The organism is Candidatus Brocadia sapporoensis, from assembly GCF_001753675.2.
GTDB classification, from domain to species: Bacteria; Planctomycetota; Brocadiia; order Brocadiales; family Brocadiaceae; genus Brocadia; species Brocadia sapporoensis.
In genome coordinates, this window is sequence record NZ_MJUW02000096.1 from 1 (window position 1) to 21629 (window position 21629).

Genomic DNA, 21629 nt, shown 5'->3' on the forward strand with positions numbered 1-21629 from the left:
GATACCATGCCACCCCTACAGGGTTAACCGTCATTGCATAACGATATGCTATAATCATGACATCCCTTCGGAATTACAGAATCAATATTTTGTTCACTCATAGGATTTGTGAGCGAAAGTACGCTGAATAGTTACGATATTATTGCATATAAAATCTATGAAAGTCCGGAAAACATGGGAACAGAGGCAAATTTTCTTGCAGCCACAGAGACCATATCCCAATATATATCAGAAACGTTCAAGGATTTAGATGTATTCAAAGACCATTTATCCCGGCTAGAGAAGAGGGTGAAATCAATTAATCAATTTGCTGACACGGTGTATAATTACTATCAGGATAAACAACCTTTGAGTTTTGACATCGTTAAGAATATGGTTTCTGCGGCAAAAGACATTAACTTAAAAATGATTACGGATATTGTGGCTTATAAAATTTACCAAAGTCCAGAGGATAAAGGTCCAGATCTCAATTTTATATCGGCCGAAACATTTGTTGCCCAGTACCTGTCGGAAAATTTTAAAAATATCCGTGAATTCAGAAGATGTCTTTCTGTCCTTGGCAAAGGGCATTATGCACAGGAGGCATTTGCCGATCTGGTATATTAAGTATTATTGCCAAAAGAAAAAATAATACGACGTTTGATAATCATGTTGTTCAAAGGTTTGTACGGATGGCAAAAAATATACGCACGAAATTTCCTGGCTCTAATGCAATCCAATACCTGGAAAGGGAAAAAAGTTTGTCTCGCCATCCTCAGCAAAAAGCTATCCCTTAGTAGTAAAAAATGCAAAAGGTATGGATATTGCCGATGTAGACAATAATGCCTTCCTTGGTTTTACTGCAAGTGTCGCTGTTTATAATACCGGACACAGTCACAATCAGATCGTTTCAGCAATCAATAGCCAGGCAGAAACCCTTGTTTATATGTCAGGTACGATTTTTATAATCCCCTCCATATCGAGCTGGCAGAAAATCTTTCTGCAATTTGTTCCGGACCTTACACAAAAAAGTCTTCTTCGGAAACCTGGCGTGGAATCTGTAGAGGCTGCATTTAAATTGGCACGTTACTACATAAGGCGTTATATCAATTAACACACGAGTATAATAGCCTCTGTGTAGCCGATGAGGTGCAATCAGGCATGAGTCGCACAGTAAAGATGTTTGTCTGTGAACGCTTTAACATTATTCCTGATATTATTGCCCTTGCAAAGGGAATTGCATCAGGACTCCCCTTGTCTGCCACAGTTGCTCGGGAAGAATTATGAATTGGGTTCCCGGCAGTCATAAAAGCACCTTTGGAGGAAGTCCCGTCAGTTATCAAACTGCATTCTCCACGATCAAGTTGCTTGAAGACGGGTTTGTTGGTAATGCTGCGAAACAAGGCACTTATCTGATGCAAGAATCAAAGAAATTAGAGCGTGCCTATCCTATTATCAGTGATGTCAGGGGAGCCAGGACTTATGTTTGCCGTTGAAATAGTAAAAAGACAAAGAAATGAAGGCGTACGTATCGGAAGAGCGTGAAAGTGTTGGCCAGAAGGCGTTCTCAAATGGATTGTTACTCTTGGGCTGTGGGTGCAGTGCCATCCGTTTCTGTTCGTCATTGATTCTTTCAAAAGAGGATGCAGATATTGCTTTGCCCATATTTGAAGAGTGTCTGAAAGAAACCATGTAAAATGTTTTTTCCCAGGCCATCGGCTATTTTGGTGAAAACAGGTATACGTACTATGTCATCCCAACCGACTATTTCCTTGATAAATATTTCTTATCTTTTTATACTTACGGTTCAATAAAATTATTTATAAACCGAAAGGGATTACGCATGAAATTAAAATTTACATCAAGCCATGTGAAGTATTTACTCTTTACCTTATTTTCAATCACCTTCTCTTTTCTAAGTCTTACAAAAACCTTTGGACTGGAGCCGCGTTCTGAAAAACGAACAGAAAAAGAAGAACGCAACTATAAGTTTCGCTTGCCCGGGATTGTTAGCTCTTATGTCAATCGGCTGTATGTGGACCCCGAGCGCATAAAATCGGTAGAAATGCTTAAAGAGGCGCTTGCGTGGGAAGAAAGGATTGTCCCTGAGGTATTAGCAGACTTTTCAGAAAATACCAATACCGAAAAGATAACGGTGGATGATATTTCAAAAACGTTTGATTTGTCAAAAATTCACCGAACAAAAGACATGGTCGAGATACTCCACGATGCCCTGTCGTTTATTAATACAAATCGCCCGCCATCTGAGATCATTACTGCCAGTGATATCGAATATACTGCGATTAATGGCATGCTCACTCAACTTGATCCGCACTCTATCATTTTGCCGCCAAAGGAGTTTGACGAATTTAGGATCGGTACTACAGGCAAGTTCGGCGGACTCGGCATGGTAGTTGGCTTGCGAGATGGTGTACTTACGGTAATATCGCCGATTGATGGCACTCCTGCTGCACGGGCTGCCATGAAGGCTGGAGATAAAATTGTTGAAATTGATGGTGAGTCTACCGTCAACATGAATCTTACGGAATCTGTTGGAAAACTACGCGGTGACCCGGGGACTACCGTAACGCTTTCCGTTTTAACGGAAAAGGTGGCTCAATCAAAAGAGGTTGTTTTGAAACGGGAGATTATTGTTATTCCGACGGTGGAATCCGCATCGCTGGATGGGGATTTGGGCTATATAAAAATACGAAATTTTCAGGATGATACATCGCAGATGCTTAGCGATCACCTGAAACGTCTCAAATCATCCGGCAAAAAACTCAAGGGGTTAATCATTGACCTAAGAAACAATTCCGGGGGTCTGTTAGATCAGGCCATAGAAGTTGCGGATAAATTTCTTGAAAGAGGGGCGATCGTTATTACGGTTGGTCCGAGCGGTCATCCCAGAGAGGTCGCTGAAGCCAGAAAAACCGATACAGACGAAGCCCCGTATCCGATTGTGGTGCTTGTTGATGCGGGAAGTGCTTCCGGCGCCGAAATTGTTGCCGGAGCGCTTAAGGAGAACGATCGGGCCATTATTGTCGGCGACAGGAGCTTTGGCAAAGGTTCTGTGCAGCAACTCATTGAGCTTATGGATGGCTCTGCATTAAAATTAACCATAGCCAAATATCTTACCCCATTATCCACAGATATTCAGTCGGTTGGTATTACTCCTGATATTAAGCTTATTCCTGCAACCGTTACAAAGGATCACATCAACCTCTTTCGGGGTATCGTTGCCCTTCGCGAAGAGGACCTCAAACAGCATCTTGATGAACATCGAAAAGATGAGACACCGTTTGCTACTCTGAAATATTATCTAGAAACCAAGGAAAAAGACAAGGACAGAGATAAGGATAAGGATAAACCGGAAGAATTGGAAGAGGAGACGGGGGATCCCTATAAACTGCCAGATTTTAATACAGATCTTCATATTATCTTCGCCAAAAAACTGCTTGCCAGGGCAAATACATGGCAACGGACCACTTTTTTAGAAAACTCCTCTCCTGTTATCGAAGAAACTGCAAAGGCCGAAGAAAAGAAAATTGCTCAGGCGCTTCAAAAATTGGATATTGACTGGTCTCCTGGCACAAGTACCGGGACAGTAAAGACGGATATTTCTTTTTCTACAATTCCTGCAAACGGTCGGGTGAAGGCTGGAGATAAGATTACCCTTACAATAACGGCTGCAAATGTTGGAGAATCGCCGGTATACCAGTTACGAGGTATTTCATCGAGCAAGAATGGTCTCTTTGATAAAGTTGAGTTTATTTTGGGGAAAATAGATGCAAGAGGTACACGGTCGTATTCCACAACTATAGAAATTCCTAAGGGTGCACTTGATAGGGAAGACGAGGTCGTCATTAAGTTTGAAGAATTGAACCAGCATAATCCGAAGGACGTTAAACTGAATATCATTACCGAGGCGTTACCACGACCTCTTTTTGCCTATTCATATCAGATTCTGGATACCGTAAAGAACTCGTCGAAAAATAATGGAGATGGCTTGATACAACGCGGAGAGGATATTGAAGTGCTCGTATCCGTGAAAAACATCGGAGAGGGTGTATCTGAAAAAAATGTAATATCGGTAAGGGATCTCAGTAACAAAGAAATTTTTGTAAAAAATGGTAGGGCAGAAATAGGAGCGCTCAATCCGGGAGAGATGAAAGAAGCATCCCTTTCATTTTTTATAAAAGAAACGGTGTCGTCGGACAAATTCAGCATGGACATGATCATTTCCGATATGGTCTTCGGGACGTTTTTAACCAGCAAACTCACATTTCCTATTATAGCAAACAAGCAGAAGATCGTGCAAACTTCTGGTCTTTTGAAAGTTGAAAGGAATTATACACCACTCTACGGTGGAGCGTCGTTTGACTCGCCGGTGTTATCCATGCTGAAGGAGGGAACTATTTTGATGGGAGATGCAAAACTTTCCGATTGGTTTCGTATAACGCTTGCAAAGAACCGGGATGGTTGGGTGTCAGCAAAAGATGTTATAGAATTAAAAGAATCGCGGAGTGTGCCGAGTGCGCCAGAACTTCTTATACAACGGACTCCTCCGACAATAATCCTGAAACAAACCTTATCGAAAATGCTGCTCGGAAACGACCCGTTAACGCTCTCTGCTGTTATAGAAGATGATGTGCGTGTAAAACATGCATATATCCTGATTAATAATGATAAGGTCTTTTTTAAATCTAATAAGATTCCCGACTTAAAAGAATCGAACAGATTTGAAATTAACACCAATCTATCTTTAAAAGAAGGGCCTAATGTAGTGACGATAGTTGCACGTGACGATCATGACCTTGTTACTACGAAGTCGTTTGTTGCGACAAGGGGAAGTGTTGTTGCAAATGGACTATAAAAACCCCCGTGTCCTCACACAGATATGCATGAGGGGCACAGGGGTGACATGCCGTATATCATTCAGGGCTATGCGACTTATCATGAACGTAAAAAAGCTGTCATTGCGAACGAAGGATATCTGTGGTTTAGATTGCTTCGTGCAATCGTCCTCGCACAAGGATTTTTGTTTACTTCGTTTCTTAGAAAAAAGGTTTTTATCCTATTTCAATTTCTGATAATAATCACTCAATATTTTTGCAATCTCTGGTCTTGTGAATGTTTGAGGCGGAGCTTGTCCTGCGCCGAGCATCCTCCTGACCTCTGTACCACTCAGGATGACGTGGTTGGATGAATCATGAGGGCATGTCTTGTAAGAGGCCATACCGCTGCAAGCTTGACAGTAGAAGGTGTGGTCAAAAAATAATGGGGTAATTCCTATCTCCTGAGGATCAAATTCATCGAAGATATAATGGGCATCAAATGTGCCGTAATAACTGCCGACGCCCGCATGGTCTCGTCCTACAATGAAATGGGTACAGCCATAATTCTTTCTCACGAGCGCATGGAAGATGGCTTCCCTTGGTCCGGCGTACCGCATTGCAGCCGGGAAAACAGACAGCATGGCCCTGTCCTTTGGGTAGTATTTCTCTAAAAGTACCTCATAACTCCTGATTCTGACATCTGCCGGTACATCATCACTCTTGGTTTCTCCTACGAGAGGGTGTAACAGGATGGCATCCACGATCTCCAGGGCACATTTCTGGATATATTCGTGGGCGCGATGCACGGGATTACGAGTTTGAAAACCAACTACGCGTTTCCAGCCCTTTTTTACAAACGTATCCCTCAATTCTTGAGGATCCATCCGGTATGACAAAAAATCAGAAGGCTTTGCCCGATTGACCACACTCACCTTGCCTCCAAGAAGGTATTCTCCCATAGTATAAACATAATCCACGCCAGGATGTTTTCTGTCATCAACACCATAAACCTCTAACGATTCTTTGCGTTTGTCATGGTGAAAGATTTCTTCAAGGTGTAAAATTGCAATTACTTCATTGGCCCGATCTGTCAAAGCAATCTCTTTGCCCGGCTTGAGGCCTTCAGCCTCTTCTTTTGTTGCTGAGAGGACAATCGGAATTGACCACGGCAGCCCATTTGACAACCGCATATTGTCCACGACATTGTCATAATCCGCTTTGCACATAAATCCTTCCAGAGGGCTCATTGCTCCAACGGCAATCATATCAAGGTCTGACATCTCGCGGGAATTTAGCTGGATTTTTTTCATGTCATAATGAGTTGCCTTATCCAACAGTATTTCCCGTTGTTCCGTGGATACAATCCGGTGAATAAGCTTTCCCCCATGCGGCGCAATGTTTTTAACCATCTTTCCTTAATCTCCTTTCAACCATCGTGTCCGAATAATAAATTCCTCCTGGTGCCCTTCGGCATCCCAGACTGTCCAAATCGTTTTGTCGCGTTTTAACCGTGCTTTTAAGGAAGAGCCGCTACTGCATATCTGGAAAGGAAGTCTCAGCTCAATCGCCTGTACAGGGCATTCCTTCACACAACTGGCGCACGTCCAGCAAGCCGACTGGTCACGAATCGCTGCCTTCGTGTTTTCTTTGCGGTAGCACAGATCGCCCGGGCAGATGCGCTCACATCGCGCCTCAGGTAATCCTTTGCAACCATTACAGATAGTTTCGTCAATGAAGATGCTCATGAGCACAAAGGCCTTTCTATCATGAATATTTCATCCGTTTTTGGATTATAGACAGAATTAACAAATGTAAGCCATCGGCTGTTATCCTTTTCGGGATAATCAAACCGGGTCTGGTAGCATGCCCATCTCGTCTCTTTACGGTATATCAGATGTTCTACCAATACCTTTGCGACATCAACCCGGTCGATACATTCCAATGCTTCGACCAGAGAATAATGATTTACGGCAAACAGGTCTTTCATACGGTCTTTGAGGCCTTTGAGTAATCGCCTTGCTTCCAGTAATCTTTCTTCATGAAGTGCGTAATTCATGGAGATTCCGCCAGCGTATTCATCCATAATCTTTTGAAGTCGTTCCCTTGCCTCTGCCGGCGATATACCCGCTTTTTTTGTTAAAGGATGCAAAACCCTGGTTTTTTCCTTCCTGACCACATCTTCATCTATAGTTATCAGGGGCACCCCTTTTATATCTTCCAGTGCAGTTGTTGCAGCAATACGCGCCTCAACCCAACTTCCGCTTACGTATTTCTTGGGTGCGCCCCCTGCTACTTCTCCGGCGGCATAAAGACCGGGGATTGTCGTTCTTCTGTCCTTGTCGATCCAGTACCCCGCCTGACAATGACCACCCACCAGGAAAGGTTCGGTGCCATAAATTTCCACAGGTTTCTTCCGCGGATTCATCTCTTTTGTTGCCCACAAAAGGATAATCTGAGGATTCATATTTAAAAAATCTTCCTTGAGTCTTCTCTCTTCCACTTCAGTTAACGTGGTTGTATTCAAAAAACAGGGACCACGGCCAATTTTCTTTTCCTCAACGGTTGCCAGAAGCCTGTGATGTGTCAGGCACTTATTCCCGCCCCAATGTTTATAATAGCGTTCCAGGTAGTCTTCTCCGCGTGCATTAATCTGTTTCGAATGTGCACCTACGGCGATGGTGCCAGTTGGCGCATTCACATCCTTTACCCGCAGGGCAATAAATCGATTTTCAAAACTCGTCATTTCTGCCCCAATCCGTATTCCCATAGCATATCCGGTTCCTGCATTCCAGGGGCAATACCACAGCAGATGCCGTGCTTCCCCTGTGTTATGCGGTTTATAGATACCTGAAGCTCCCCCGGTTGCAACGATTACGGCTTTTGCCCTGACAACATAAAAGATGCCATCCCGAATTCCGAAGCCAAACGCCCCGCAAACACGGCTATTGTCGTAAATAAAATTGGTTGCCACAACGCGATTAAAAACCTGGGCGGGTGTTTTTTGCACGGCTTCCGCTAGAATGGGTTTTAACCGTTCGCCAAAAATACGAATACTGCGTTTCCCACGCATCTTATAGGTGCCATCTTCATTCTTTTCTATGGGCAACCCCATCTTTTCCACGTCTTTGACTACCTCATTAAGCCCCCGAACAATGCTGTAGACAAGATCCTTTCTGATAATACCCTCAAACTGCCGCTCAACATATGCAACATAGGAATCAGGTGTTTGCCCCTCATGTAAGTATGCATTGATGGCATTCAGCCCCATAGCCAGACACCCACTGCGCTCGATGTGTGCCTTTTCCATGACAACCACCCGGCAGCCGGGAGAATTCTTGTAAATCTCCACTGCAGCAAAACACCCCGCTGCCCCGCCACCAATAATCAATATATCAGTATCTATATGTAAAGTGCCCATAACACGAAAAATCGAAAATTTACAAAAAAATAATACTACTCATATTTTATTTTTATGTCAATTTCAAAACGGAATAAAGCACGACTATTTTTCCTTTCGCTGGTTTATATTGATTCAGCGCCGGAATTACCTTTAGGGTACTCAGACTAAACGTTGTCAGAATCGTAAAGGTGAGGATGAAGAGAAAGGGAATTATCCGAGGGCGCCTTATAAATCGCAACAATAAAATTCCACTCAGAATAAAATATGGCCAGACAGCAAACGATGCCTGCAAATGCAGAAGGCAGGCGGGAAGATAGCCCTGCAATCTTTTCAAAAGGAAGTAAAAATAAATTGATAAGCCAGAATAAAAGTGGCGGCTTTTCTGGATAGGGTATACTATTCAGGTGAGAAACGACAAAATTACAAGATCCTGAAAATTGCATTCAACCTTGCGAAACGAAATTGGCTAAGGAATAATAACTGCGTATTCTGATGACGAGGGGTTTATGGGTGCAATTCGACGAAATTATTTTTTTAGATTCATCATTCCCTTTTTATCTGTTTATCCAGGTGGATCTAAAGATTAAAAAGGCAGATATTGCTGCCTTGGTTGAACTGTTTTGTATAATACCGTTTCACAGCAATTTATAAAAGTAACTTTCCGTTGAATTGCAGTTGTTTGTCTACCTTGTTTTTTAACTCCTCTTCATCCATGGCGAAACAAGGGCTGATTTCGATTAAACCAATCACATTACCCCGCACATCGACGGGAATAGAAACACCGATGTTCCGCAACCATCGTCCAAACTGATTAACCATGTCTTGCCTTGAGGTCTCTGGCGAATTTTCCCCTTCCATATTTTTTATAGGTGAAAACTCGTCTTCACGCAACACCTCCATAATCACGCTTTTTTTAACGTATTTCAATATATCAAAAATAAAACTCTCGAATTTAATCGCATTATTTTGTTTAGGGTCGATCACGTTACCATCTTCATCTAAGTATGGTACCTTTTTTATTGCAGCGTGATATGGGAGAGATTCTCCTGACTGATATACTTTTTCAAGAAAATCGATATTTATCATATGAACTGCAATATTTCCGGCATGGTATTTCAGGGTGCCATTCTCATTTTTTTCATACATATCTTTTCGGCTGAGTTCGCTGTATTCAATCATGTGCAAGTTTCCGTCGATATATACTACAATTCCTACTTTTTCTTCAGGGTCACATTTTTTAACAATTTTCAATGATACCTCAGATGAATTTCTCATATGGTGTCCAATGAAAACAGGATCAGCTATTTTTACTAAAATGTTATCAACCTGATGATAAAAGATGTTTTTAATGCCACGACGCTTCATGTCGTTAAGGACGTTTTTTTCCTTAAGGGCCATGAGGGCTCCGCCATGTCCATTCGGGCTCATGATGATATTTGATTTTGAGTCCATCATTACATTCCCTTGCAGATCAACAACGGGTACCATGTCTTGCGTAAAAAAGCACACCTGGTGGGAGTTTAATCCAAAAAAATTGTGCACCTTGAAAAAATTCTGCGTTGCGGAATCATTACTTTTACTGGTCATAATGTACCATGGGATTCTTGTGTTGTATCTCTTTTGAGCCGCAACTATTTTTTCAGCATGGAGTTGAAAAATGCTCTTTCTGGTAATTGGTGTGATGAGAAATGTTCCTTTCGGTCCGTTGATTCCTAACCTTGTTCCATCTCCACCAGCAACCGTAAGAATGGCAATTTCTCCTTTTTGTAGAGAGATTTCACCCGTAAGCTTTGCTTTATGTGCCATTTCCTTTTCCGCATCTTTTTTTGGAAAAGTGATGATAGGCGGGGGAGTTAAGTTGTCTCGGGATGTTCGGGCGGGTTTCAGAACGGCATCATTAAAAACTTTCTTTATAAGACCAAAATCAATGGTAGACACCTGATCTAAGAGATTCTTCTTTTCTGAAGCAGTTATTTCATTCCACCACCGAAAGATATGGATTTGTCCAGCTTCAAAGGCATTTTTAACATGGCGTAGATAGCCTGGATATTCCTTTTCCAAGAGTTCTCTTGTAATGACTTTGTTATTTACCGGAAAATCTCTGTCGAAATGAGTCGTTTTCATGCGTTCATTTTCCATCATACATCAATAGGATTCAGGAATTTTTGCTTTTTTAAGTATGCCTGAAGGAGCCTTTTACGACAACCCAAGTATCGGTAAGTGGATTTAGAATTTTATAATAATGTTTATGTCCTGTCGTGGGAACCGAGTTTGCCGGATACATTTATTTTCTGGCATAATGAACGAGCGTGTTTGAATAGTTTCAGAAACTCAGGGTGGGGGTTCGTTTCCCATATGAACGGACCCAAAGGCAATATTATATTGTTCATATTATTTACGGACGAAATCCTCATTAAGTACAAGTGATATAATTATAAAAAATTTTTCCGGAACGGCAAGGATTTTCCCATTCAGCTTCTTTAACTCTTTTAGAAATTTAAACTTGAAATACCTTTGTAATAACAGTAACCTTAAACATTATTTTGTTTATGGCAAAGGAAGTTATATGAAAAAAAGCGTGATTATTGTTTTGGTTGCGGTTTGTTTTGTGGTAGGAATAGGAGCGTTTGTATATATCTTTGCAAAACGGATAACCTCTGACGAAACGATAAAGAATCGCCTGCTAGGCATGATGAAAGAGTTTGGAGACACTGAAGTTGATTCTGTGCATATCGATTTTTTGGAAGGGATTACTATTAAAAATTTTTCGTTTGTCGGTACCTCTGAAGACACACGGGGCAAATCGCTCAAAATTCCCCGCATTGTATTAAAACATGATCCACAAAGCCTTATAAAAGGGCAATTTGTTGTTAATAATGCCATTGTTATTGCGCCAGAGTTAACGGTTGAAAAGCCAACCGATATTTGGTCTCTCCTGAATACCATAAAGGCGCATTTTGATGAGGTGGGAATACCGCCTTATGTAAATGTTTTGCGGCAGGGTATCGAAATCAGAGATTTGAAGATACATATCAAGGAAGACCCGCAGACATCTGGCCAGGAAATTAAATTGTCAGGCATCGATATCGTATCCCTACCATACGCGGGCTCTTTCAAAGACATTATCATCAAAGGAAGCGTTGATGACGAATTTCTGGGGAATTATTCATTTGCAATGAAACTTTTCCCTGAAATTCCTCGTCTCGATATTAAAGCTTACGCAAATAACGTCATGATGAACGAGAGGTTTTGTAGCAAATTTCCTTACCTAGGCAAGATGTTGTGGGAAAAATATCAACCGGAGGGAAGGGTCAGTGCCTTCTGTAATGCCCGTTTTGATAACAAGGATAAGCAGGAAAAGATGGATTACATTGTCAGTGTTAATCTTAATGGGCTGAAGGGTATGTATCAATATTTGCCGGTATCGGTTCAAGATGTGAATGGCGAGTTAGAATTGAACCCGGCAAAGATATATCTGAGAAGAATTACCGCGTATGTCAAATGCGGAGAATCTACTTCTCAGGCCGAATTAAGCGGAGAGTTCGATCTTTACGGGCCAAGAAAGACCTTTGCATTGAAGATTGCCAATCTCTTTATGGATCAGGAACTTTTAAAAAAAATACCTGATATCGATGTACAGGTGTGCTCAAAGATACAGCCAACGGGCATGATGGATCTGACATTCCAGTATAATGAAGGAGAGAACCAGAAACGGGATTATTATTTGAGTGCGAATGGCAAAGGCCTGGAGGTGAGACTTAAAGACTTTCCCCTGCCTATTTCATATGTGACCGGAGACTTCAATCTCGCCAATGATATTGCGGTCTTTAAAAATGCCAGCGGTTTTATAGAATGTGGGGATCAGTCCATTTTTACAGAAATGAATGGTGTGTATGATACGAATAAGAGTCGAAAGATATTTCATTTCTATTCCCCAAGTGTATCGATAACAGAATCCTTTTTAAAAAATCTGCCCAATAAAATGCTTGGAGAAAAGATTTGGACGCATCTGCAGCCGGCCGGTAAGATAGAAATCAGTGGCGATTTCCAGGACTTTCTTGAACAAAAGGATTTCAATTATGCCATGGCGGTTGAACTTAAGGGTTGTGAGGTTCTTGCAGGTACATATAAGATCCCTCTATGGGGGATGGAAGGAAGACTCGAGTTCTGCAATGCGGGAATCGTGGGCAAACATATCAGTGCCCGATGCTGTGGCGGACAGGTAGTAGGGAATTTCATTTTTAAGACAGACATCGATCCGAATCAATACGAAGGAGAAGTGATTTTTTCAAGGATTACACTTGAAGAACTATCCCGTAAAATTGGAAAGAAGGAGAATGCCTTATCTGGGTTACTATATGGAAATATTAAATTCCATGGGAATGGCACAGATCCTAAAAGTTTTTGTGCCGAGGGAAAAATCAATGTAGACGAAGGATATCTTTCTGATGTGCCTATTATTCTAAATATTTTTAATGTTCTTAACCTCAGTTTACCAAAAAAAGAAAGTTTTCATAGTGCAAAGGTAAGGCTTGATGTAAAAGACGGCATTATCCATATTGATGAAGGGATGGTTTCCAGCGATACGGTTGAAATTAGTGGGCATGGGGATATTCATTTTAATGGAGATGTTCGTTTAGAGGCAGCTGCCGCATTTAATAAAGGTTTTTTTTCTCAACTCCCTATTGTGGGGAGATTTTTTGATTTGGTTGTAGGCGGTGTGCGAAAACAATTAACCATGGTAGAGGTCAGGGGCACGTTTTCGAATCCAGAAATTCATTCAGTACCTTTTAAACCACTCACCAGGTCTATAGAAAGTTTGTTTGAAATATTGCCAAAACATGAACCAAACACGACTTCGGATGGCGAAAAGAAGTCGGAGGCAAGGGGGTTGTAGGGAATCGATGTTAGAACACTTCTTTTCACCAGACACCGTTGCTGTCGTCGGAGCCACCCCTGAAGCAGGGAAGGTGGGGCACGGTTTATTCAAAAATTTGATTACTTGCGGATACGGAGCGAAAGTCTATCACGTAATTCTAAGTCGGGCAATATTCTGGGAATCAGGGCATACCAAGCCTCCGTGAAATTAAAGATGCTATTAATCTTGCTGTAATTGTTGTTCCTGTCTCCCCTCTTTTTACAATAATGAATCAATGCCATAATCATGGCATTGATTCATTGTTGTTATCAGCGCCGGCTTTGAAGAGAATGGTATTGAGGGAGTAGCGGGGGGACGAGAATTATCCGGAAGACCAAACGATATTCAAACCGGGGGCTTTTTGCACTTCAGTTCTGGACCAATGGGAGATATCCAGATTTTTTGAATGGCGTAGTTGTTTCTGGTAAAATACTCCACGTACATTATCGGGGTACTGTCTAGACGATATTGAAAAGAACAGGATGAAAATGTTGCCTGGTGAATTCGTTAATATCCCTAATATTTACCTGATGTGATTTCTAACTAAGGAGTTTATATGCTTAAGAGTTTCAAAAAAATATCGTTTAAAATACCAAAGAAATTTTCTGCCTGGCATATCATTATTGCCTTTGGTTTTTTTATTCTGCTCCAGATGTATTTAATGAACCCCGGCGTGAGAGATATCACATACAGTGAGTTCAAAAAAATGGTTAAAGAAGGTAATGTCCTGGAATGCCATATTTCCCATATGACGATTCGTGGTAAACTACGTGAGATGGCGCGTGGTTCCACGAAAAATGCCGCTTTTGTTACCACGCGCGTTGAAGACCCTGACTTGGTGAAGGACTTGGAATCTATGGGGGTGAGATATGCAGGGCATTATGAGAATCCGTGGCTGCGGACGTTCTTTTTTTCCTGGGTAATGCCCTTGTTAATCTTATTTGTGATCTGGCGTTTTGTGTTTAAACGGTTTGGTCCTGCAAGCAGTATTATGACATTTGGGAAAAGCAAAGGTCGTCTCTATGCGCAGGAAGACCTGAATGTAACCTTCGATGACGTGGCAGGCATAGACGAGGCCAAAGAGGAACTGCAAGAGATTATTGAATTTTTAAAGACGCCTGAAAAATTTCGCGCCCTGGGTGGGAAAATACCAAAGGGCGTCTTGCTTGTCGGTGCCCCAGGAACAGGGAAAACCCTCCTGGCAAAAGCTGTGGCAGGCGAGGCCGGAGTGCCTTTTTTTAATATGAGTGGCTCAGAATTCGTTGAGATGTTTGTTGGGGTGGGCGCTGCTCGAGTGAGAGATTTGTTTAATCAGGCGGACCAGAAGGCGCCTTGTATTATCTTTATAGACGAACTTGATGCGCTTGGCAAGGCACGTGGCGCAAATCCTATGGGTGGACACGATGAGCGGGAGCAGACTTTAAACCAGTTGCTGGTCGAGATGGATGGCTTTGACTCTAATAAAGGAGTGATCATTATGGGAGCAACAAATCGCCCGGAGATGTTAGACTCTGCGCTTTTAAGACCTGGCAGGTTTGATCGTCAGGTGGTTGTGGATCGGCCAGATCTCCACGGTCGCGAGGCGATACTGAAGGTGCACGTAAAGGACGTGAAGTTGGAAAAAGAGATTAATTTGCATTCGGTTGCAGCGATGACTCCTGGATTTGTTGGCGCAGACCTTGCAAACCTCGTCAACGAAGCTGCCCTGCTTGCGGCCAGGAGAAATAAGAAGGCCGTCGGTATGCCAGAATTTGAGGAGGCAATTGACCGCCTTATGGCAGGTCTCGAAAAGAAGAAACGTCTGATGAATAAAAAGGAGAAGGAGATCGTTGCCCATCATGAATCAGGTCATGCCCTGGTTGCATGTTCTGTGCCACATGCAGATCCTGTACGTAAGATATCAATGATACCCCGTGGTATTGGGGCACTGGGGTATACCCTGCAAAAACCTACAGAAGACCGATACCTTATGACCAAGGCGGAGCTTCTTGACCGGATTGCAATCCTGCTTGGAGGCAGAGTCGCAGAGGAGGTTATTTTTAATGAAATATCAACAGGAGCACAGAATGATTTGGAAAAAGCAACAGAAATTGCCAAATTAATGGTTAAAGAATATGGTATGAGCGAGAAGATGGGGCTGGTAACCTTCGAGCAAGGCGACCGGCCGCTCTTTCTGAGCGGAGGATTTGCTGCGGGTAAGGAATATAGTGAGGAAACAGCACGGGAAATAGACCTGGAGATTAAGAAGATAATAGACGAATCGTTTTGCCGCGTAAAAGCATTGTTAATAGAAAAAAAAGATATCTTACAAGGCATGGCTAAAAAACTGATGGAAGATGAGGTTATCGAGGGAGAAGATCTGAAAAAACTCCTGGAGGAGCTTCACAAGTCCAACGGGAAAAATGTGTCTGCTACTCAGGCTTCTTGAATCACTTTTTAAGAAGTTGTCTGAATTCCAGCCGGATCGGCTGGGCATGTTCAGGTAGCGGTGGGCCAAGTTCCGCTACCAGGACGACGAAAAACACTGCTGATTTGGTTGAGCAGGCAAGCAGGTCGCTCTATACAGAAAAGGTGGCAAAAAACGTATGAGAAGGAATAAGTGTAACACGGAATTAAAATAATGAAGAAGGCATCATTTTCTGTTCATAAACAGAGCGACGAAGCACTGCCGGAAATTATTGCCATCGTTCCTATAAAGAATGATGTTGTTTTTCCGCAGTTGATTCTTCCGCTTGAGATAACAGGAGAAGGATTGATAAAGGCAATAAATGAGGCTATTGCCAAAAATGAATTTATTGGCATCGTGGCATTAAGGTATGATATTGATTTGCCCGAACCAACAGACTTTTATGAGGTTGGAACAGCCGCAAAGATTGTCAAGGTATCAGAAGCTACTTCGGGTAATATAAAAATCCTTATAGAAGGTGTTGCGCGGATCAAGGTCACAGAATATACGCAAACAGCACCCTATTATAAGGCACGGGTGGAAGAGCTTCGTGTATTTACAGAAAAAACCGAAACGGTCGATGTCCTTGTGCAGGGTGTTATAACGCTTTTTAAACTGAGTGCTATGCTGGGAAAAACCTTACCCAAAGACGTTGTCTCTATGATTGACACCATTAATAATCCATCCGTACTGGCAGACCTGACAGCGATTTATTTAGAATTGCCGGTGAGCGAAAAGCAGAAATTGCTGGAAATGATCGACCCCAAGAAACGATTGAGGGTTGTATTTCAGTATCTGAATAAGGAAATTCAATTAACAGAGGTCAGGGAAAAAATTAACGAAGAAGTTGCCAAAGAAATGTCAAAGACCCAACGGGAGTACTTCTTAAGAGAGCAGCTAAGGGCTATTCAAAAGGAGTTGGGTCAAGATGACCCCCATATGGAGGAAATTAATAAGCTGGAAGAAAAGATTCAAGAAGCGAAAATGCCTAAGGAGGTAGAAATGGTGGCAGTAAAAGAATTAGAGAGGTTAAGAGACATTAATCCTGCATCGGCTGAATATCCTGTTTCCCGAACGTACCTGGATTATCTTATTAATATTCCCTGGAACAAAGGGACGATCGACAATCTGGAAATCAGCCAGGCAGCGCAGATTCTGGATGAAGACCACTATGGCTTGGAAAAGGTGAAAGCTCGCATTCTTGAGTTTCTGTCTGTGTGCAAACTAAAGGAAAAACTGAAAGGCCCTATTCTCTGCTTTTGTGGTCCTCCTGGCACCGGGAAAACGTCCCTGGGAAAATCGATTGCACGGGCATTGGGCAGAAAGTTTATCCGTATCTCTTTGGGAGGCATTCGTGATGAAGCTGAGATTCGGGGACACCGTCGTACATATGTAGGTGCATTACCCGGACGGATCATTCAGGAAATCTGCCGTGCGGGGTCAAACAACCCGGTGTTCATGCTCGACGAAATTGATAAAATTGGCGATGATTTCAGGGGCGATCCTGCATCATCCTTGCTGGAAGTCTTAGATCCGGAACAGAATTTCAGTTTTGTTGATCATTATATTGATGTTGCCTTTGACCTTTCCCATGTTTTGTTTATCACAACGGCTAATATTCTTGATACCGTTCACACTGCACTACGAGATCGCATGGAGGTTCTCTATCTTCCCGGGTACAGTGAAGACGAAAAATTACGAATAGCGTACCAGTTTTTGATTCCAAAACAACTGAGAGAAAACGGACTGGAAGACCAGCCTGTCACATTTCAGAACCAGTCTGTTTATAAAATCATTCGTGAACATACAAGAGAGGCGGGATTAAGAAACCTGGAGCGGGAGATTGCATCGATTTGCAGAAAGGTCGCCAAAGAGATTGTTGCCGGCGAACAGATTACCAATGAGATACGGCCGGAAATCGTGGAAAAATTTCTTGGGCCACGAAAATTTTTCTACCAGGTTGCGGAGGAGGAAGATCGGATTGGGGTTGCTATCGGCCTTGCCTGGACCGAGACAGGCGGAGACATTATCTTTGTAGAGGCATCCCGCATGAAGGGGGAAAAAGAGCTGACTCTTACCGGACAACTCGGTGAGGTTATGCAGGAATCAGCGATTGCTGCACTCAGTTATGTCCGCAGTAATGCAAAACGGCTGGGTATTGATGAAAATTTTTACAACACATCTGATATCCATATTCATGTTCCCTCCGGAGCAATACCGAAAGACGGGCCTTCGGCTGGGATTGCGATGTGTATGGCGTTGATTTCATTGTTGACAGAAAGGCGTGCGAAAAGAGAGGTTGCGCTTACCGGAGAAATTACCTTAACGGGCAACGTATTGCCTGTAGGTGGGGTAAAGGAAAAAGTGCTTGCGGCAATAAGGGCAGGGGTGAAGGCGATCGTGCTGCCGGCAAAAAATAAGGATGATTATGAAGAAATTGACAAAGAAATCCGCAACAAGATCCAATGCTCTTATATTCAAAAGGTCGACGACGCTATAGATTTGGTACTCATTCAAAAATCATAAAAGAAGGGAGGAAGACGCATGATCAGTATCAGAAATATACTTTGTCCGATTGACTACTCGGTTTATTCAGAGATGGCGCTGAAATATGCAATTGAATTTGCTGAAAAATACCAGGCAAAGCTTTATTTAATGCACGTCTTGGATATTCGTGTTTACGATATTAATAATCCGGAGCTGTACAATATCAATATCGTAGACGAAGAGACCATTGAGAAACTCCGGGAGAGACTGCTCAGATGTGTAAATGAAGATACAAGAGGCCGGATATCGGTAGAAGCTCTTATTATCCAGGGAGTTCCATTTGCCGAGATCATCAAGGTGTCGAAAGAATACGGGATCGATCTGATTGTGATTGGTACGCACGGCAGGACGGGACTATCGCACGCAATTATGGGAAGTGTGGCGGAAAAGATAGTCCGTAAGGCACCCTGTCCCGTACTTACCATAAGACATCCTGAGCACGACTTTATTATGCCGTAATGAAACGTGATGTTTAAGAACAATGAGTGGCACGGACACATTTGTTTTGTTCGTCGTGCCCGACTACTAAAATGAATAAGTATATTCTTATAGACCACACTGCAGATATCGGAATTGATGTCTTTGGCGCTTCATTGCAGGAATTGTTTGTCAATGCAGCGTTTGCATTATTTGATATCATCACAGACTTATCGAAAACGGAAGACAAGATCGCATATAAAATAAGTGTTTCCGGGATAGACAGGGAGCAACTCCTCGTCAGTTGGTTAAGTGAATTATTGTACCTGCACGATGTGAAAAATCTCTTGTTTAAGGATTTTTGTATTGAAGGCATTACGGACAATCAACTCAACGCAACCGTATGGGGCGAGGCATTTCGTGAGGATAAACATGTGATTAAAACGGAGATTAAGGCGGTTACTTACCATTGCCTGTCAATCATCCAGGAAGACCATCACTGGAAGGCACGGGTTATTTTTGATATTTAGACAGGAGCGAGTGTCCGTTTGTTCCAAGATTGTTTATCCATTGAATTGTATTCTGACCGCTGAGCACTTGTGCAGAGAAAGAGAGTGTGTTTGATGACGGATGACAAATATAAAATTCAGAAGATAGATGATTATCGTTGGCGTATCCCGCGGGAAGGAAAGATGCACGTGGAGGGCATTGTATACGCCGATGAGCATATGCTGAAGGAAATTCAGAAGGATGAAAGTCTGCAGCAGGTAATTAACGTTGCCTGTCTCCCTGGAATAATAAGGCATTCACTTGCAATGCCTGACATCCACTGGGGATATGGATTTCCTATTGGCGGTGTGGCTGCGTTTGATGTTGATGAGGGCGTAGTCTCCCCTGGTGGTGTAGGGTATGACATCAATTGTGGGGTAAGATTATTAAGAACCGGACTGCATCGTATAGAAATTATCAACAAGCTTGAGTCTCTCGTCAACACCCTGTTTGCCAATATTCCATCCGGTGTGGGGTCACACCGCAGGGATTTAAAGCTTTCTCAGCAGGAAGAAAAAAATGTGCTCAGGGATGGGGCTCGATGGGCAGTTTCTCAGGGTTACGGGACGAAAGAAGATTTGGAATACATTGAAGAGAAAGGTTGTATCCGGGGGGCTGATCCTGAGCTGGTTTCAGATCGCGCCCTGGAACGGGGCCGGACGCAACTAGGTACGCTCGGTTCAGGGAATCACTTCGTTGAGGTCGGTTATGTGTCTGAGATATACGACGAGGAGATTGCCCGCGTATTAGGACTCGAGAGGGACGGGATTACCATTGTGGTGCACACAGGTTCCAGGGGATTGGGCTATCAGGTGTGTGACGATTTCCTCAAGGTTATGATTAATGCTTCCCGGAAATATAACATAGAGCTGTCTGACCGGCAGCTTTGCTGCGCTCCGGTCAATTCCCAGGAAGGCAAGGAGTACCTTGCTGCAATGGCTTGCGCCGCCAATTATGCATTTGCCAATCGGCAGGTGATTACCCACTGGGTACGGGAATCCTTTGGAGGTGCATTGCACATAAGTCCAAAAGAGTCCCAAATATCCCTGGTCTATGATGTGGGTCATAATATTGCAAAATTTGAGGAGCATATCGTGGGGGGTGAGAAGAGACGGTTATGCGTCCATCGGAAAGGGGCAACACGCGCATTTCCTCCCCATCACCCAAATATCCCGGACGTATATAAATCCGTGGGTCAACCAGTATTAATACCGGGCGACATGGGGCGTTGTTCCTACGTGCTTGTGGGTACAGAGAAGGCATACACCGACACCTTTGGCAGTACGTGTCATGGTGCAGGGAGGGTTATGAGCAGGGGTCAGGCGACGAGATCGACCAAAGGGCGCAATATTGCTGAGGAACTGAAGGCAAAAGGCATCCTTGTCCGTGCCGACAGCCGGGCCACGCTCGTCGAAGAAGTATCCGAGGCATACAAGGATGTGACAGAGGTTGTGGGTGTGGTAGAACACGCCGGGATCAGTAAAAAAATAGTCCAGCTAAAACCGATGTGTGTTATTAAGGGGTAGCTTACATCGAATAATCTTTGATTTTTGGTGGCTTGAATTGCTTGTTTTTTTGTCGTGTGGATAATAGGTGCGCGGCATTTTTCATAACTCCTACCGTTAGGGGTTTTTTACGAAGAATTCTGCGAACACTTTCTGCTGGATTATCAAATGAAATATCTCTTCAAAACACTTTTTTCACGTTTTTCTTGATGCCGGTATTACACCATTTCCTAACTGGACAATGCCGGGTTTTGCCAAGCCGAATAAGTTGCATGTATCGCGATCCGTCGTGTTGACAAGAATGGTTTAGAAAGGTGCACTTTGAATACCCCGCACAATATCGACTCCTATGTCACAGACCGGTTTCGTATGGTGCAATACCAGCTTGTAAGTCGTGGCATTCGTGACGAACGGGTGATATGGGCAATGTCCGAAGTACCCAGACACCTGTTTGTACCGGAATTATACCGTCATGCTGCATATGAGGATTGCCCTTTGCCTATTGGTGAAGGGCAGACCATTTCGCAGCCCTATATGGTTGCCATCATGACGCAGTGTCTTGAATTAAAGGGGGGAGAGCAGGTATTGGAAATAGGGGCGGGCTCGGGATATCAGGCTGCAATCGTGAGTAAATTGGCAAGCCGTGTTTATACCATCGAACGACATGCAGCGCTTGCGACAAAAGCAAAAGGTGTTTTAAAGCAAATGGGATATGATAATATAACCGTAATCACAGGAGATGGAAGTCTGGGGTTACCAGAGAAGTCACCTTTCCATGGGATCATTGTCACAGCCTGTGCGCCTCATGTCCCGCGGTGTTTAGCAGATCAACTTGAAATTGGAGGACGGTTGGTAATACCTATAGGGAATCCTTATCATCAGGTATTACACCAGATGGTAAAACGGGAAAAGGGAATAGAAGACCGGAATGTTCTGGAGTGTGCTTTTGTACCACTCATTGGTGAAGAAGGCTGGAAGGAAGAATAATCTTACAGCGAACACAGGTTGTGGTATTACCATGACAAAGTTT

At 43.1% G+C, this 21629-nt stretch carries 17 protein-coding genes and 1 pseudogene; 12 read left to right on the forward strand and 6 right to left on the reverse strand.

Features of this window, described 5'->3' with window-relative positions; all coding sequences use genetic code 11:
- Window positions 1–108 precede the first annotated feature (108 nt).
- The 5 genes and pseudogenes from BIY37_RS08675 to BIY37_RS08700 all read left to right on the forward strand — a co-directional run bounded on the left by BIY37_RS08675 (window position 109) and on the right by BIY37_RS08700 (window position 4855).
- Window positions 109–606 carry a hypothetical protein gene (locus BIY37_RS08675; RefSeq protein ID WP_070067450.1) on the forward strand — a complete coding sequence of 166 codons (498 nt, stop codon included), beginning with the start codon at window positions 109–111 and terminating at the stop codon, window positions 604–606.
- Between the two features lie 190 nt (window positions 607–796).
- Window positions 797–1093, forward strand: a complete 297-nt coding sequence (locus BIY37_RS08680; protein ID WP_070067451.1) for an aminotransferase class III-fold pyridoxal phosphate-dependent enzyme — start codon at window positions 797–799, stop codon at window positions 1091–1093.
- Window positions 1094–1128: 35 nt separating this feature from the next.
- Window positions 1129–1475, forward strand: a pseudogene (locus BIY37_RS13920) (aminotransferase class III-fold pyridoxal phosphate-dependent enzyme).
- Window positions 1476–1495: 20 nt separating this feature from the next.
- Window positions 1496–1675: an aminotransferase class III-fold pyridoxal phosphate-dependent enzyme gene (locus tag BIY37_RS08695; protein WP_070067453.1), complete on the forward strand. Its 180-nt coding sequence runs from the start codon at window positions 1496–1498 to the stop codon at window positions 1673–1675.
- Window positions 1676–1822: 147 nt separating this feature from the next.
- Entirely contained in the window at window positions 1823–4855 is a 3033-nt protein-coding gene (locus BIY37_RS08700; protein WP_070067454.1) for an MXAN_5808 family serine peptidase, read from the forward strand.
- Window positions 4856–5056: 201 nt separating this feature from the next.
- On the opposite strand, the gene sat is transcribed toward BIY37_RS08700, so the two are convergent.
- The 5 genes from sat to BIY37_RS08720 form a co-directional block, all read right to left on the reverse strand.
- On the reverse strand, window positions 5057–6226 hold the full coding sequence (sat, locus tag BIY37_RS08705; RefSeq protein WP_070067455.1) for a sulfate adenylyltransferase: 1170 nt from the start codon (window positions 6224–6226) through the stop codon (window positions 5057–5059).
- A 6-nt stretch (window positions 6227–6232) separates the two neighbouring features.
- Entirely contained in the window at window positions 6233–6562 is a 330-nt protein-coding gene (locus tag BIY37_RS08710) for a 4Fe-4S binding protein (RefSeq protein WP_070067456.1), read from the reverse strand.
- The gene (locus BIY37_RS08715) at window positions 6559–8235 is read right to left on the reverse strand and encodes an adenylyl-sulfate reductase subunit alpha (protein WP_070067457.1); all 1677 of its coding nucleotides are present in this window, start codon (window positions 8233–8235) and stop codon (window positions 6559–6561) included. The genes BIY37_RS08710 and BIY37_RS08715 overlap by 4 nt, the downstream gene beginning before the upstream one ends.
- Before the next feature lie 146 nt (window positions 8236–8381).
- On the reverse strand, window positions 8382–8660 hold the full coding sequence (locus BIY37_RS13180; protein WP_143299228.1) for a hypothetical protein: 279 nt from the start codon (window positions 8658–8660) through the stop codon (window positions 8382–8384).
- Between the two features lie 202 nt (window positions 8661–8862).
- Complete coding sequence (locus BIY37_RS08720; protein ID WP_230402484.1) at window positions 8863–10341, reverse strand: UTP--glucose-1-phosphate uridylyltransferase; 1479 nt, start codon at window positions 10339–10341, stop codon at window positions 8863–8865.
- Between the two features lie 442 nt (window positions 10342–10783).
- Here BIY37_RS08720 and BIY37_RS08725 point away from each other — a divergent pair, with 442 nt between their 5' ends.
- A complete protein-coding gene (locus BIY37_RS08725; RefSeq protein WP_070067458.1) occupies window positions 10784–13114 on the forward strand; it encodes an AsmA family protein in 2331 nt (776 codons plus the stop codon).
- Between the two features lie 101 nt (window positions 13115–13215).
- Here BIY37_RS08725 and BIY37_RS13925 read toward each other — a convergent pair whose 3' ends face one another.
- The gene (locus BIY37_RS13925; RefSeq protein WP_230402485.1) at window positions 13216–13383 is read right to left on the reverse strand and encodes a hypothetical protein; all 168 of its coding nucleotides are present in this window, start codon (window positions 13381–13383) and stop codon (window positions 13216–13218) included.
- 308 nt (window positions 13384–13691) lie between these two features.
- On the opposite strand from BIY37_RS13925, the gene ftsH reads away from it, so the two are divergent.
- The 6 genes from ftsH to BIY37_RS08760 all read left to right on the forward strand — a co-directional run bounded on the left by ftsH (window position 13692) and on the right by BIY37_RS08760 (window position 21586).
- Entirely contained in the window at window positions 13692–15563 is a 1872-nt protein-coding gene (gene ftsH, locus BIY37_RS08735) for an ATP-dependent zinc metalloprotease FtsH (protein ID WP_070067460.1), read from the forward strand.
- A gap of 192 nt (window positions 15564–15755) precedes the next feature.
- Complete coding sequence (lon, locus tag BIY37_RS08740; RefSeq protein ID WP_070067461.1) at window positions 15756–18107, forward strand: endopeptidase La; 2352 nt, start codon at window positions 15756–15758, stop codon at window positions 18105–18107.
- An 18-nt stretch (window positions 18108–18125) separates the two neighbouring features.
- The gene (locus tag BIY37_RS08745) at window positions 18126–18587 is read left to right on the forward strand and encodes a universal stress protein (RefSeq protein WP_070067462.1); all 462 of its coding nucleotides are present in this window, start codon (window positions 18126–18128) and stop codon (window positions 18585–18587) included.
- 71 nt (window positions 18588–18658) lie between these two features.
- Window positions 18659–19075 carry an archease gene (locus BIY37_RS08750; RefSeq protein ID WP_070067463.1) on the forward strand — a complete coding sequence of 139 codons (417 nt, stop codon included), beginning with the start codon at window positions 18659–18661 and terminating at the stop codon, window positions 19073–19075.
- 93 nt (window positions 19076–19168) lie between these two features.
- Complete coding sequence (locus tag BIY37_RS08755) at window positions 19169–20620, forward strand: RtcB family protein (RefSeq protein WP_070067464.1); 1452 nt, start codon at window positions 19169–19171, stop codon at window positions 20618–20620.
- A gap of 348 nt (window positions 20621–20968) precedes the next feature.
- Window positions 20969–21586: a protein-L-isoaspartate(D-aspartate) O-methyltransferase gene (locus BIY37_RS08760; protein WP_070067473.1), complete on the forward strand. Its 618-nt coding sequence runs from the start codon at window positions 20969–20971 to the stop codon at window positions 21584–21586.
- Window positions 21587–21629 lie beyond the last annotated feature (43 nt).